Genomic DNA, 13531 nt, shown 5'->3' on the forward strand with positions numbered 1-13531 from the left:
TTCGCGGCGGTATCGGCGCATGAGAATGCTGGCAGGCGGGTTATCCGGTCCAGATGGTGCTTCGTGACCGCTTCAGCAAGCCACAATGCGAAACATCGCGATCAGATTTCGCTTCTCTTGGCTATCGCGTCATCAATGATCGCTTTTGCCGCAAGAAACGCGGTCTCTATAGACATTTCCGACGTATCGAGCAAGTGCGCGTCTGCAGCGGGCTTCAGGGGTGAATCGGCACGGCCCATGTCGCGCTCGTCGCGCAGCTTGATGTCGGACAGGATTTCGTCGAAATCCGCCTTGCCGCCACGTCCCTCGATGTCACGCAGCCGGCGCATGGCGCGCACTTCAGCGCTTGCGGTGACATAGAGTTTCACTTCCGCCTCGGGGCAGACGACCGTGCCGATATCGCGCCCGTCCAGCACCGCGCCGCTGTCCTGATTGGCAAAAGCACGCTGCTTCTCGACCAGGATACGGCGAACCTCCGCAATCACGGCAACGCGCGAAGCCGCGTCCGCCACCGCATGAGCCGACAGCCCCTCGCGGTCGAGACGGCCGAGATCGACAAGCCGCGCCGCCTCGATCGCATGCGCCTCATCATCGAGCGGCCAACCCTTCGTCAAAAGCATGTGCGCCACCGCGCGATAGGTCAGGCCGGTGTCGAGATGCGGCAGGTGATAATAATCCGCCAGACGCCGCGCGAGCGTTCCCTTGCCGGAAGCCGCGGGACCGTCGATGGCGATGATGAGAGAACGAGACATGCCTTGCTTCAAGCGGAGAGGCCGCCAAAAGGCAAGAGCCTCGCCGGCCTACTCCACCTTTATGCCGGATTTTCGCGCCCAGTCCTTGTATTCGTATTCGGGTTCGAACGGGAAGGGGATGGTTCCCAGATATTGGCGAGATCGGAATAATCGCCTCCCGGTCGTGCAAACGCTGAGCTTGATCTGCGTCTTGAGAATGCTCTAAAGGTGCTGAAAGCGACCGAAGATGCCCCGTCGATGTAAGCGGTGGGCTAAGCCCTAGCTCGGTTTCTTGGTAAGGCGTTGAATTTTAAAATCCAAATAATCTCGGATGAATTCGTAGCGCTCGCGGGAGGCTTTACCGCGATATCGGATTTTGATTTCATCGCCGCCATCGTCAATAAGGCGCTCCTCACTCCATCCTTCTTCAACGTCATCATTGGCGGGTGGAAGCTCACGGACGGGCGGTAGCCCCGGATTTGCTTTCTCTTCCTGCACGATCACGTTTTCCATTTCGACAGCTGCTTTCTCGCCCTCCAAGAACACCCAGAGCTTGCCCTCGTGCTCTTGAGTCGACTCAATACGCTTAGGCTTTTGAAGCAAAAACGCACCGCCGATCTCAACCTGTACGAGGTCTCCAACCTTAGCCTTTGGCGGAGGGGGAACGTCTTCCGCGTCATCCTCGGTTAGAGGTTGATTGTTAGCAGATCCCGTGATTCCTGCATAGGATAAAGTAGCCCGATAAACACGGAGGACTTCCGAAGCCGCCCTATCGGTAAACACCGCGCCGTCGCGATCGTGGCCGCGCTCTGATGTCAAATGGTATAGTGGCAGACTGTCATTGAGCCCCGACGTATCGCCAAAATGCTCCCACAACTCCGCGAAGATAGGCGGGTTCAATGCGGCCTTTCGCAGTGCTTGCTTGACCTTTTCATCTGGGGCATGAGGGTTCAAAATCCCTTGCGCAAGAGAAGAGATGCGCATGCGCCTTCCCGTTGGAGCGGCAACGTTCTCAAGGAGTCCGTACTGCAATAAGGTGGCGAATGTCTGTATAGTTGCGCTGCTTGTGACAGGCTTGCCGTAGGCCTTGGCAACTACTTCCCTAGGCTGGGCGTGATCCCGAATTTGCGCGAAGATTACCCTGGCACGCTCAAGCGCAAGATCAAGCGAAATGTATGGAAAAGCGGGGCTCCGTTCTTTTGGAACGGGCGGCTTGTCTGCTGCATCGTCTGACATGTCTGCCTCCGGCTGTGATAACTCCGTATCGGGCAACTTGGGGTGAATGTCAATGGTTGCCCGATAGGCACTTGTCAGGTGATCCCGAATAGTCGTATTCTTGCCCGAATCGAAGGAGATCGCGATGACGAGAAGAGATGCAGGCCTCGGCAACACGCCGACCGAGGGTCGGGGCCTGCCCAAATAGAAAAGCCGCTACCCGGCCCGGAAAGGAAAGGTAGCGGCTTTTGGTCGGCGATGGGGCGGATGGCTGAAAAGCCAGTCGCATCGCGCTCGTAGCTCAGTTGGATAGAGCGAGGTCTTCGTAGGTCCCAGGTCGGCGGTTCGAATCCGTCCGAGCGCTCCCACACATCACTACAGTTGCCACTGCTAACATAGTGGCAGCCGTTTGTGAATCAATGATTTATGCGAAATTCGATGCGTCGTCGAGAAAGCCGTTGAAGCGGATATCGACTATGCGATGCTTGCGAAGCAGTACGGCGAACCGGAAGGCAAGAACGCCAGCGCAGAACGTCGCTACAGCCCCGCCGTTTGCGTCCGAGCGATCAGAACATGACGCTATTCAGCCGCAGCCTTCCGCCCCAAGACCGCCCCGATCACATACCCCGCCAGCAATCCGAATGCCGGCGGCAGGCTGAGGAACATATACGGCCCCCAGTCGCTGACCCGGTGCTGGTGCTGCACGCCGCCGATGCCGCTCAGGAAGTAATAGGCGACGAACAGGACGGGGATGACGGCCAGGAAAATGGTCGCGCCCGTACTGGGCTTGCCCCTCACTTTGCCGTCGATCTCGGTCCGCACGCTGGCATAGACCGTCCTGCCGGACCAGATCAGAAACGGAAAGCCCAGCATGAGATAGAGCAGGAAAGCTGTGGCGAATGAGCCCAGTTGCTCCAGCATTTTTTAGCCCGCCACGGCCTCTGAAATGGAAATCAGTGCGCCCATGCCTGTCATCAGGCCCATGAATTCCGGGAAGCTGGTGGCGATCATGGTCTGGTCGTCCACGCTCACCGGTTTCTCGGCGGCGAGACCCATGACCAGAAAGCTCATGGCGATGCGGTGGTCGAGATGCGTCTTCACCGTGCCTCCGCCCAGGCCCTTGCCGCCCGGCTTGCCGCGCACGGAAAGCGAGGCTTCGCCCTCGGTGCAGTCGACGCCGTTGGCTTCGAGCCCGCGCGCGACGGCGGCGAGGCGGTCGCTCTCCTTGACCCGTAATTCGTCGAGGCCCTGCATCAGCGTCTCGCCCTCGGCGAACGAGGCCGCGACCGCCAGAACCGGATATTCGTCGATCATCGAGGGTGCACGCTCGGCCGGCACGGTCACGCCCTTCAGCTCGGACGAGCGCACGCGCAGGTCCGCCACATCCTCGCCGCCGGCATTGCGCCGGTTGAGAAGTTCGATCGACGCGCCCATCTCCAGGAGCGTGGTGATCAGGCCGGTGCGCGTCGGGTTCATCAGCACGTTTTCGATCGTGATGTCGGAGCCAGGCACGATGAGTGCGGCCACCAGCGGGAAGCCGGCGGAAGAGGGGTCGCCGGGCACGGCAATCGTCTGGCCGGAAAGCTTGCCCTGGCCTTCGATGCGGATGTGGCGCACGCCGTCGCTGTCGGTTTCGACCTCGAGATTGGCGCCAAACCCCTTCAGCATCTTTTCGGTGTGGTCGCGCGTCATCACCGGCTCGATGACCGTAGTGATGCCAGGCGTGTTGAGGCCGGCCAGCAGCACTGCTGATTTCACCTGCGCCGAGGCCATCGGCACGCGGTAGCTGATAGGTGCGGCCTGCTTCGGCCCGCGCAGCGTGATCGGCATGCGGTCGCCGGGCGAGGCCTTCAGCACCTGAACGCCCATTTCGCGCAGCGGGTCGAGCACGCGGCCCATTGGCCGGCCGGACAGCGATGCGTCGCCGATGAAGGTGGTTTCCATGTCATAGGTGCCGACGAGCCCCATGGTCAGGCGCGAGCCGGTGCCGGCGTTGCCGAAGTCGAGCGGTGCGGTCGGCTCCAGCAGGCAGCCATTGCCGGTGCCCTGGATGATCCATTCGGCGCCGCGCTTCTCGATATGCGCGCCCATCGCCTTCATCGCATCGCCGGTGCGCAGCACGTCCTCACCTTCGAGCAGGCCCGTGATGCGCGTCTCTCCGGAGGCCAGTCCGCCAAACATGAACGAGCGGTGCGAGATGGACTTGTCGCCCGGCATCCGGACCGTTCCGGAGAGTGCTGACGATTTGCGAGCGGCCGCGGGCTGCGGAAGTGATTGATGCGACATGAAGATACCTCTTGCGGAAGACCGCAAAACATGCGTTTTCCAGATAGTGCGGCGGTCTCCTACCATGGCCCGCCGTGCCGGTCATCCCCTCCAGTGCGGCTGTTTTGACAGCTGTTTGGCCGATGCGGAAATTTCCGTCTTTTGGCTTTGACAGCGCATCAAACTGTGGTTATGGGGACCAAACTTTGCATACGAGGCATTGACGGTGGCTAAACCAGAACTTGGCATAAAGCGCATCGATCCGGAAACCGGGCGTAAATTCTACGACCTGAACAAGGATCCGATCGTTTCGCCCTACACGGGCAAGACCTACCCCCGGTCCTATTTCGACACGACCAGCATCAAGGCTGTCGATGACGAAGAGGAAGAGGTCGAGGAGAAGGAAATCGACGCCGAGGAAGAAGGCGCCGAAGTCGTTTCTCTCGAAGAAGCAGACGACGAGACCAAGGACGACGTTATCGAGATCGAGGACGAGGAAGACGTCGACCTCGGCGACGATGACGACGACACGTTCCTTGAAGATGAAGAGGAAGACGACGACGACGTCTCCGACATCATCGGCGTTGGCGACGACGACGAGACTTGAACCAATGCCGCGGTGCCGGGGTGCCGGCACTGCGGTGTAAGAAAAAGGCCTCAAGCAGGCTTGATCTTCCGACGAGGCGGCGCTAGAAGCCGCCTCACACCGGTTCGGGGCCAGCCCCGGTCGGACTACTCGCCGGAAACGGTGTCCGGGTTCTAAATTCGGAAAATGGGGCCATAGCTCAGCTGGGAGAGCGCCTGCATGGCATGCAGGAGGTCAGCGGTTCGATCCCGCTTGGCTCCACCAAATATTCCCAAGCGATTGATTCTTTCGAAAGCTTTTCCCGGCTCGCGTGTTTGAACTGCGGAAGGGCACAAATTCGAAGTGCCCCCCCCGCAAAATCTCTACCCGCCGATCGGCTTCCACTCGAAAGCCAGTTCCTCCCGAAACGCAAAGCGCACGATATGGTCGGCGACGACCTGTTCCATTCGCGGCAGGTCAGCGGCTTCGACCTCGACCGTAAGCGCGGTCGGGCTTGCGTCCATATCGACCAGACGCCCTTCACCGAGATCGATATGCCCCTTGATCGGGGTGAAATCGACCGTGAATTTGTGGCCCCAATGTTTGCAAAGCTGCTGCAGGTAGCGGCTTGCATTCTCGGTTTCGACCACGGCTTTCGATTTCGGCACGATGTTATTCCCTTTGCATTGGCGGCGAAGCTTGCCTTGACGCGGTCTATCTAGGTCATCAGCAGCCGTTCTCACAGGCCGATGGCGACCGTCAGGCTCAACGCACACATGATTGTTATCTGAAGTTGCGGCTCACGGTCCCTGTCGACGCTTAATGCGCCGGCCTTATCTCGCCGTCCCCGTCCAGCACGAGCGCATGGGCGTCGTCCTTGGTGAGGATCTTGGAGACGCGGGCAAAGCTTGTGAACGCCTTGCGGGCATCTTCGGTCGGAACCTGCTCGATCATGGCAGCCAGGCAGGCATTCATCGCGGTCTGATAGACAGGCCCCTGCCTGCCGACCGGCCACTCGTGAAGGAAGGTCATGGCGTCGTCGACGCTGTAGATTTCCGTAACCGGCTGGCCAGCTTCCGGGTTTATGCGTACCGGAATGACGAACTGCAACCTGTCCATTTCAAACCTCATCTCTTGATCAGAGAAGAAATCCCGCCCCGCTAGAATATGGGCATGCATGTGCCTCGCGCCAATCACGATCGAGACATGTGGTTAAACGCCGGGGGCCGACAGAGGTTGCATCAGGACAAACAATGCCGCTTTGACCTTCGAAACTGCAGCCATAATAGGTCTCTGGCCTGCGAATTCGCGCCTGTGCGATTGCGCGACGCGAGTGCGGGCTTTGCGATCCGTCGGAAGAATGCAGCCAGTGGTAAAATCAGCATGGTATGATATGTTGACATAAAGATGTCGTTATGTGACATGCGCAGACATGTCGCTTAAGGTGCAAAATATGTCGCAGTCAAATAACACCCTCGATGCACTGTTCGGTGCCGTTTCAGCACCGCGCGACGGCGCGGAGATACGTGCTGCACTGGAAAAGGCGGCGCGCGAGCGCATCCTCATCCTCGATGGCGCGATGGGCACGCAGATCCAGGGGCTCGGCTTCGACGAGGACCATTTTCGCGGCGAGCGCTTCGGCGGCTGCGCCTGCCACCAGCAGGGCAACAACGACCTTCTGATCCTGTCGCAGCCGGCAGCGATCGAGGAAATCCACTACAAATATGCCATCGCCGGCGCCGACATCATCGAGACCAACACCTTCTCCTCGACCTCCATTGCCCAGGCCGACTACGGCATGGAGGACATGGTCTACGATCTCAACCGTGATGGAGCGCGTCTCGTGCGCCGCGCGGCGATCCGCGCCGAACAGGAAGACGGCAAGCGCCGCTTCGTCGCCGGCGCGCTCGGGCCGACCAACCGCACCGCCTCGATTTCGCCGGACGTCAACAATCCTGGCTACCGCGCCGTAACCTTCGACGATCTGCGCATCGCCTATGCCGAGCAGCTGCGCGGCCTGATCGACGGCGGCGCCGATTTGATCCTGATCGAGACCATCTTCGACACGCTGAACGCCAAGGCTGCGATCTTCGCCTGCAGCGAGGTCTTTGCCGAGAAGGGCATCGATCTGCCGATCATGATTTCGGGCACCATCACCGACCTTTCCGGCCGCACTTTGTCGGGCCAGACGCCGACGGCCTTCTGGCATTCGGTTCGCCACGCCAGCCCGTTCACCATCGGGCTCAACTGCGCGCTCGGCGCCAACGCCATGCGCGCGCATCTGTCCGAAATTTCGGATGTCGCCGACACTTTCGTCTGCGCCTATCCCAATGCCGGCCTGCCCAACGAATTCGGCCAGTATGACGAGAGCCCGGAATTCATGGCCGCGCAGATCGAGGATTTTGCGCGCGAAGGCCTGGTCAACATCGTCGGCGGTTGCTGCGGCTCGACGCCCGAGCATATCCGCGCCATCGCCGAAGTCGTGAAGAAATATCCACCGCGCGCACTGCCCGAGATCGAGCCGAAGATGCGGCTGTCGGGCCTCGAGCCTTTCGTGCTCACCGACGAAATCCCCTTCGTCAATGTCGGCGAGCGCACCAACGTCACCGGCTCGGCCAAGTTCCGCAAGCTCGTTACGGCAGGAGATTACGCCGCAGCCCTCGATGTCGCGCGCGATCAGGTCGTCAATGGCGCGCAGATCATCGACATCAACATGGATGAAGGCCTGATCGATTCGCAAAAGGCGATGGTCGAGTATCTCAACCTCATCGCCGCCGAACCCGATATCGCCCGCGTGCCGGTGATGATCGATAGTTCCAAATGGGATGTGATCGAGGCCGGGCTGAAATGCGTGCAGGGCAAGCCGCTGGTCAATTCCATCTCGATGAAGGAAGGCGAGGAGGCTTTCCTGCATCACGCGAAGCTTTGCCGGGCCTATGGCGCGGCGGTCGTCGTCATGGCGTTCGACGAGCAGGGCCAGGCCGACACGCAAGCCAGAAAAGTCGAGATCTGCACCCGCGCCTACAAGCTGCTCACCGAGCAGGCCGGCTTCCCGCCGGAAGACATCATCTTCGACCCCAACATCTTCGCGGTCGCCACCGGCATCGAGGAGCACAACAATTACGGCGTCGATTTCATCGAAGCGACTCGTGAAATCATCGACACGCTGCCGCATGTCCATATCTCCGGCGGCGTCTCGAACCTGTCCTTCTCCTTCCGCGGCAACGAGCCGGTGCGCGAGGCCATGCACGCCGTGTTCCTCTATCACGCCATCCAGGCGGGCATGGATATGGGCATCGTCAATGCCGGCCAGCTCGGCGTCTACGAATCGATCGACCCGGAACTGCGCGAAGCCTGCGAGGACGTCGTCCTCAACCGCCGCGAGGATGGCACCGAACGCCTGCTGGAGCTTGCCGAGCGCTACAAGGGCACGGCCGGCAAGGAGGCCAAGGAGCGCGATCTCGCCTGGCGCGAATGGCCGGTCGAGCAGCGTATCAGCCACGCACTGGTCAACGGCATCACCGAATTCATCGACGCCGACACCGACGAAGCGCGGCTGAAGGCCGAGCGGCCGTTGCACGTCATCGAAGGCCCGCTGATGGCCGGCATGAATGTCGTTGGCGATCTGTTCGGCGCAGGAAAGATGTTCCTGCCGCAGGTGGTGAAATCGGCCCGCGTCATGAAGCAGGCGGTTGCCGGCCTCCTGCCGCATATGGAAGCCGAGAAGATCGCCAATGCCAAGAACGGCATTGCCTCCAGTGGCCGCGAGAGCGCCGGAAAAATCCTGATGGCGACGGTGAAGGGCGATGTCCACGACATTGGCAAGAACATCGTCGGCGTCGTGCTTGCCTGCAACAATTACGAGATCATCGATCTCGGCGTCATGGTGCCGGCAACCAAGATCCTGCAGACAGCGAAAGAGCAGAATGTCGACATCATCGGCCTGTCCGGCCTGATCACGCCCTCGCTCGACGAGATGGTGCATGTCGCTGCCGAGATGGAGCGCGAGGGCTTCAGCGTCCCGCTGCTCATCGGCGGGGCGACGACCAGCCGCGTGCACACTGCGGTGAAAATCCACCCGCGCTATGAGCGCGGCCAGACCGTCTATGTCACCGACGCCAGCCGTGCCGTTGGCGTGGTTTCCAGCCTGCTGTCGGCCGACGCCAAGCCCGGCTATGTCGATAATGTCCGTGCCGAGTACAAGAAGGTGGCGGACGCCCATGCCCGCTCCGAGGCTGACAAGCAGCGCCTGCCGCTGGCCAAGGCGCGCGCCAATGCGCACCGGATCGACTGGACGAACTACCAGCCACCAAAGCCGTCCTTCCTCGGCACGCGCACCTTCGAGAACTGGGACCTCGCCGAACTCGCCCGCTATATCGACTGGACGCCCTTCTTCCAGACATGGGAGCTGAAGGGCCGCTATCCGAAGATTCTGGAAGATGAGGCACAGGGCCCGGCCGCGCGCCAGCTGTTCGAGGATGCGCAGGCGATGTTGAAGCAGATCATCGCCGAAAAATGGTTCGCGCCAAAGGGCGTCATCGGCTTCTGGCCGGCCAATGCCGTCGGCGACGACGTTCGGCTCTACACCGACGAGGGTAGGGCGCAGGAACTCGCAACCTTCTTCACGCTGCGCCAGCAGCTTGCCAAGCGCGACGGCCGCCCGAACGTCGCACTGTCCGATTTCGTAGCCCCTGCAGACAGCGGCAAGCCCGATTATGTCGGCGGCTTCGTGGTCACGGCAGGCATCGAGGAAGTGGCGATCGCCGAGCGCTTCGAGCGCGCCAACGACGACTATTCCTCCATCCTCGTCAAGGCACTGGCCGACCGCTTCGCCGAAGCCTTCGCCGAACGCATGCATGAAAAGGTTCGCAAGGAATTCTGGGGTTACGCGCCGAATGAGGCCCTCGCGCCGGACGAGTTGATCGGCGAGCCCTATCAGGGCATCCGTCCCGCGCCCGGCTATCCGGCGCAGCCAGACCATACCGAGAAGGTGACGCTGTTCAGGCTGCTCGATGCCGAGAAAAAGGCTGGTGTCAGCCTGACCGAAAGCATGGCGATGTGGCCCGGCTCGTCCGTCTCGGGCATGTACCTCTCGCACCCTGAAAGCTATTATTTCGGCGTCGCCAAGGTCGAGCGCGATCAGGTCGAGGACTACGCCGCCCGCAAGGACATGGCGGTGATCGAGGTCGAACGCTGGCTCGGTCCGATCCTCAATTACGTGCCGGCGCCCCGTGCCGAGGCGGCGGAATAGCGGGGGATTTTTCCGCTGTCGCCTTTGCGCTTGGGCCATGTCGCTTTCGTATCGCCGTGCGCGCCGATTCGGTGATTATATCGGGACACTTGAGGTGCTGGTGCGCTTGATCGCGGACCGGAGAATTGGGAAGCCGGTTTGATGCCGGCGCTGCCCCCGCAACGGTGGTGGAGAATGTCACGGCGGGAGACCACTGAGCCGCAAATGGCTTGGGAAGGTGTCCGTGACGGGTCCTGCAGGACCGCTCCAGAGCCCGGAAACCAGCCTTGAGTGTTGTAAATTCGACTGATCGCGGTGGGCGATCAAGCGGCGGATTTTTGCGCGGACAGGCTCCAGCGGGCGTTGCCGTGCAATCTTTCTCCCCTGACATCACCACCAGTTCAGTCCTTGGATAGCGAGGACAGGACATGGATGCGCGCAATGAGATGCTGCGGCAGTTACGCAACCGCCGCGAGGGCTTCAGCCTCGAGCAGGCTTTCTACATCGATCCGGACTATTTCAAGCTGGATCTCGACCTGATCTGGTATCGCGACTGGCTATTCCTCGGCCATGATTGCGAACTGCCGAAGCCCGGCAGCTATATCACCGCGCAGATCGGCGACTATCCCGTGCTGGTCGTGCGCGACCAGAAGGGCGACATCCGCGCCTTCCACAATTCCTGCCGCCATCGCGGCTCGCGCGTCTGCACCGCCGAAAAGGGCACCACGGCCAAGCTCGTCTGCCCCTATCACCAGTGGACCTATGAGCTCGACGGCCGCCTGCTGTTTGCGCGCCAGATGGCCGAAGGCTTCGACAAGAACCAGTTCGGCCTCAAGCCTGTCGCCTGCGAAAGCGTCGGCGGCTACATCTTCATCTGCCTCGCCAAGGAGCCGGCGGATTTCGCGCCGATGCGCGCGATGGTCGAGCCCTATCTCCTGCCGCATCGCCTGCGCGAAGCAAAAGTCGCTTTCGAAAGTACCATCATCGAGAAGGGCAACTGGAAGCTGGTCTGGGAAAACAACCGCGAGTGCTATCACTGCGCGGCGAACCATCCCGAACTTTGTAAGACCTTCCCGGAAGCTCCGACAGTCACCGGCGTCAACGGTGCCGAAAGCGACCCGGAAATGCTTGCTCATTGGGCGAAGTGCGAGGCTGTCGGCCTGCCGAGCAAGTTCCGCATTGATGCCGGTGGCCAATACCGCGCCACGCGTGCGCCGCTGCTGCGCGACGCCGTCAGCTACACCATGTCCGGCAAGCGCGCGGTGAAGAAGAACCTGTCGGATACAGTAACAGCCGACAAGATCGGCGCGCTGCTGCTCTATCACTATCCGACGACGTGGAACCACGTGCTCGGCGACCATGCCGTAACCTTCCGCGTGCTGCCGATCTCGGCCACCGAAACGGCAGTCACCACCAAATGGCTGGTCCACAAGGATGCGGTCGAAGGCGTCGACTACGATCTTGCCGAACTCACCCATGTCTGGACCGAGACCAACGACCAGGACCGCCGGATCGTCGAGGAAAATGCCTTCGGCATCAAGTCGCCGGCCTACGAGCCCGGACCTTACTCGGAAGAGCATGAGGGCGGCGTGATGCAGTTCGTCGAATGGTACTGCAACTTCATCGAACCGCGCCTGACCGAGGGCGAAAAGCCGGCGCTGCGCAGCGTGGCCTAAAACCATGAGCCCGAACCGTAGGACCGCGTTAGCGAAAAGTGGCTGCCGGTTTTCGGACAAGCTCATGGTCAATCAAACGGAACTAAGCGGATGAACGCGATGACGGAACTTTCCCTTTATCGGCATCTGGACGAGATGGTGCCGTGGAACGACCGGCTGCAGGTGCTGGAATGCATCGGCGTGATCGACGAGGCGTCGGAGGTGAAGACCTTCATCTTCCGCTCGGACAACCAGACCTGGTTCCGCTACCAGCCGGGGCAGTTCGTCACGCTGGAACTGCCGCTGGAAGACGGCCCGCTGATGCGCACCTACACGCTGTCGTCCAGCCCGTCGCGGCCGTTCTCCATCGCGGTCACGGTCAAGGCGCAGGCCGGCAGCGTCGGCACACGCTGGATGTTCGACAATCTGGTGCCCGGCGTCCACATCAAGGCCTACGGCCCGGCCGGCGATTTCTCCCATCACAACCATCCGTCGGCCAAATACCTGTTCGTCTCCGCCGGTTCCGGCGTCACGCCGATGATGTCGATGCTGCGCTGGCTGAACGATTGCGCGCCATGGACCGACATCGCCTTCGTCAACTGCGCGCGCCGCCCGGAAGAGATCATCTTCCGCAAGGAGCTCGAATTGCTCGGCAGCCGCATGCCCGGCCTGTCGCTCGGCTTCCTCATCGAGGAGCGCTCGAACCGCGAGGTCTGGAGCGGTCACATGGGCCGCATCGACGCCGTGCGCCTGCCGCTGCTCGCCCCCGATTTCCGCGACCGCGAAGTCTTCTGCTGCGGTCCAGACCCGTTCATGCGCGCGGTGCGCCAGATGCTCGAGGCTGCCGGCTTCGACATGGCGCATTATCATCAGGAAAGCTTTGGCGCGCCTCCGGTCGAAGTCGTTCCGGCGCCGTTCTCCGACGCCTCCACGCCCGCGCCCGATAGCGCGCCTGTCGAGCAGATCACCCCGATCCGCTTTGCGCTGTCGGATATCGATGCCGACTGCGTCTCCGGCCAGACCGTGCTGCAGACGGCCCGCGCTTCCGGCGTGCGCATATCAGCCGCATGCGAGTTCGGCCTGTGCGGCACCTGCAAGATCAAGAAGGTCTCGGGCGAGGTCGAGATGAGCCACAATGGCGGCATTCTCGACCACGAGATCGAGGACGGCTTTATCCTCGCCTGTTGTTCGAAGCCGCTCGGTGCGCTGACGGTCGAGGCCTGACCCATGGGTTCGCATTGGCAATCGGGCGCGATCGAGCGTTCCGCCGGCTCGGCTGCGTCTGTCGAAGACCTAGCCCTGTCGTGCCCGGAAGAGATCTTCCTGTCCTGGCTGCTATGGCTGCCGCAAGGCAGCGACATACGCACTGCCGCCGCCCGCGAAGTGGCGCGGCTCGATCGCCGCGCGCCGCTGCCCGATGACCTGCGGCGTCTGCGCGCACTTCTGATCACTGCCGCCGAGGGCGCGGCCTCATAGCATCTGATCTGCACAACCGGCCAAACCCGGTTGACGCTCGCCGGACGCACAGCTACCAGTGGAATCGGAATTGGTTCCGCTTCACGGCGGATGAAAAGGGAACACGGTGAGATCGACAGATCGAAGCCGAGACTGCCCCCGCAACTGTAGCCGGCGAGCTTTCTTTCAACCAGGCCACTAAAAGCGCTTCAGCGCGATTGGGAAGGCGAAAGACAAGCATAGACCCGGAAGTCAGGAGACCTGCCTTTTCCGGTCACCCATGCTTGAACACGGGGTGTGTTCAGGCGCGGTCGCCCGTGGCGGTGACATTTGAAAAAGTGTTGCCGCATGCCGGGGTTGGCCGAGGGTTCGATGTCGTCGTTTCATAGTCTGCCTGTCGATCATTTTCCTGTCT

The 13531-nt window shown here is 61.3% G+C and carries 11 protein-coding genes, 2 tRNA genes and 2 riboswitches; of the genes, 7 read left to right on the forward strand and 6 right to left on the reverse strand.

Features of this window, described 5'->3' with window-relative positions:
• Positions 1-101 precede the first annotated feature (101 nt).
• A complete protein-coding gene (cmk, locus tag BM413_RS20380; protein ID WP_091916393.1) occupies positions 102-752 on the reverse strand; it encodes a (d)CMP kinase in 651 nt (216 codons plus the stop codon).
• A gap of 258 nt (positions 753-1010) precedes the next feature.
• Positions 1011-1967, reverse strand: a complete 957-nt coding sequence (locus BM413_RS20385; protein ID WP_091916604.1) for a hypothetical protein — start codon at positions 1965-1967, stop codon at positions 1011-1013.
• A 269-nt stretch (positions 1968-2236) separates the two neighbouring features.
• On the opposite strand from BM413_RS20385, the gene BM413_RS20390 reads away from it, so the two are divergent.
• Positions 2237-2310 (forward strand) — tRNA-Thr (locus tag BM413_RS20390).
• Positions 2311-2525: 215 nt separating this feature from the next.
• Here BM413_RS20390 and BM413_RS20395 read toward each other — a convergent pair.
• Both BM413_RS20395 and aroA read right to left on the reverse strand, forming a co-directional pair.
• Positions 2526-2867 (reverse strand): hypothetical protein, encoded by a 342-nt coding sequence (locus BM413_RS20395; protein WP_091916394.1) that lies wholly within the window; start codon positions 2865-2867, stop codon positions 2526-2528.
• Between the two features lie 3 nt (positions 2868-2870).
• On the reverse strand, positions 2871-4232 hold the full coding sequence (gene aroA / locus BM413_RS20400; RefSeq protein ID WP_091916395.1) for a 3-phosphoshikimate 1-carboxyvinyltransferase: 1362 nt from the start codon (positions 4230-4232) through the stop codon (positions 2871-2873).
• 205 nt (positions 4233-4437) lie between these two features.
• On the opposite strand from aroA, the gene BM413_RS20405 reads away from it, so the two are divergent.
• Together BM413_RS20405 and BM413_RS20410 are read left to right on the forward strand one after the other, a co-directional pair.
• A complete protein-coding gene (locus tag BM413_RS20405; RefSeq protein ID WP_091916606.1) occupies positions 4438-4818 on the forward strand; it encodes a TIGR02300 family protein in 381 nt (126 codons plus the stop codon).
• A 167-nt stretch (positions 4819-4985) separates the two neighbouring features.
• Positions 4986-5061, forward strand: a tRNA-Ala gene (locus BM413_RS20410).
• Positions 5062-5159: 98 nt separating this feature from the next.
• Here BM413_RS20410 and BM413_RS20415 read toward each other — a convergent pair.
• The gene (locus tag BM413_RS20415; RefSeq protein ID WP_091916396.1) at positions 5160-5444 is read right to left on the reverse strand and encodes a DUF2218 domain-containing protein; all 285 of its coding nucleotides are present in this window, start codon (positions 5442-5444) and stop codon (positions 5160-5162) included.
• Positions 5445-5595: 151 nt separating this feature from the next.
• Positions 5596-5895, reverse strand: coding sequence for a DUF982 domain-containing protein (locus BM413_RS20420; RefSeq protein ID WP_091916397.1), 300 nt, complete (start codon positions 5893-5895; stop codon positions 5596-5598).
• Positions 5896-6229: 334 nt separating this feature from the next.
• On the opposite strand from BM413_RS20420, the gene metH reads away from it, so the two are divergent.
• From metH to BM413_RS20440, 4 genes are all read left to right on the forward strand, one after another.
• On the forward strand, positions 6230-10027 hold the full coding sequence (gene metH / locus BM413_RS20425) for a methionine synthase (RefSeq protein WP_091916405.1): 3798 nt from the start codon (positions 6230-6232) through the stop codon (positions 10025-10027).
• A gap of 75 nt (positions 10028-10102) precedes the next feature.
• A riboswitch (cobalamin riboswitch) is annotated at positions 10103-10311 on the forward strand.
• 123 nt (positions 10312-10434) lie between these two features.
• The gene (locus tag BM413_RS20430) at positions 10435-11682 is read left to right on the forward strand and encodes an aromatic ring-hydroxylating oxygenase subunit alpha (RefSeq protein ID WP_091916412.1); all 1248 of its coding nucleotides are present in this window, start codon (positions 10435-10437) and stop codon (positions 11680-11682) included.
• Positions 11683-11781: 99 nt separating this feature from the next.
• Positions 11782-12885: an FAD-binding oxidoreductase gene (locus tag BM413_RS20435; RefSeq protein WP_091916608.1), complete on the forward strand. Its 1104-nt coding sequence runs from the start codon at positions 11782-11784 to the stop codon at positions 12883-12885.
• A 3-nt stretch (positions 12886-12888) separates the two neighbouring features.
• The gene (locus BM413_RS20440; RefSeq protein WP_091916414.1) at positions 12889-13137 is read left to right on the forward strand and encodes a hypothetical protein; all 249 of its coding nucleotides are present in this window, start codon (positions 12889-12891) and stop codon (positions 13135-13137) included.
• A 54-nt stretch (positions 13138-13191) separates the two neighbouring features.
• Positions 13192-13400: riboswitch (cobalamin riboswitch) on the forward strand.
• The last annotated feature ends 131 nt before the right edge of the window (positions 13401-13531 follow it).

Origin of the sequence: Mesorhizobium sp. YR577, assembly GCF_900116595.1 — a bacterium.
GTDB lineage: Bacteria > Pseudomonadota > Alphaproteobacteria > Rhizobiales > Rhizobiaceae > Mesorhizobium_M.

What these genes read in the sequence shown, in the direction of transcription:
- BM413_RS20430 (WP_091916412.1), top strand. Translation starts at nt 10,435, where the DNA reads ATGGATGCGCGCAATGAGATGCTGCGGCAGTTACGCAACCGCCGCGAG.
- BM413_RS20395 (WP_091916394.1), bottom strand. Translation starts at nt 2,867, where the DNA reads ATGCTGGAGCAACTGGGCTCATTCGCCACAGCTTTCCTGCTCTATCTC.
- aroA (WP_091916395.1), bottom strand. Translation starts at nt 4,232, where the DNA reads ATGTCGCATCAATCACTTCCGCAGCCCGCGGCCGCTCGCAAATCGTCA.
- metH (WP_091916405.1), top strand. Translation starts at nt 6,230, where the DNA reads ATGTCGCAGTCAAATAACACCCTCGATGCACTGTTCGGTGCCGTTTCA.
- BM413_RS20385 (WP_091916604.1), bottom strand. Translation starts at nt 1,967, where the DNA reads ATGTCAGACGATGCAGCAGACAAGCCGCCCGTTCCAAAAGAACGGAGC.
- BM413_RS20440 (WP_091916414.1), top strand. Translation starts at nt 12,889, where the DNA reads ATGGGTTCGCATTGGCAATCGGGCGCGATCGAGCGTTCCGCCGGCTCG.
- BM413_RS20435 (WP_091916608.1), top strand. Translation starts at nt 11,782, where the DNA reads ATGACGGAACTTTCCCTTTATCGGCATCTGGACGAGATGGTGCCGTGG.
- BM413_RS20420 (WP_091916397.1), bottom strand. Translation starts at nt 5,895, where the DNA reads ATGGACAGGTTGCAGTTCGTCATTCCGGTACGCATAAACCCGGAAGCT.
- cmk (WP_091916393.1), bottom strand. Translation starts at nt 752, where the DNA reads ATGTCTCGTTCTCTCATCATCGCCATCGACGGTCCCGCGGCTTCCGGC.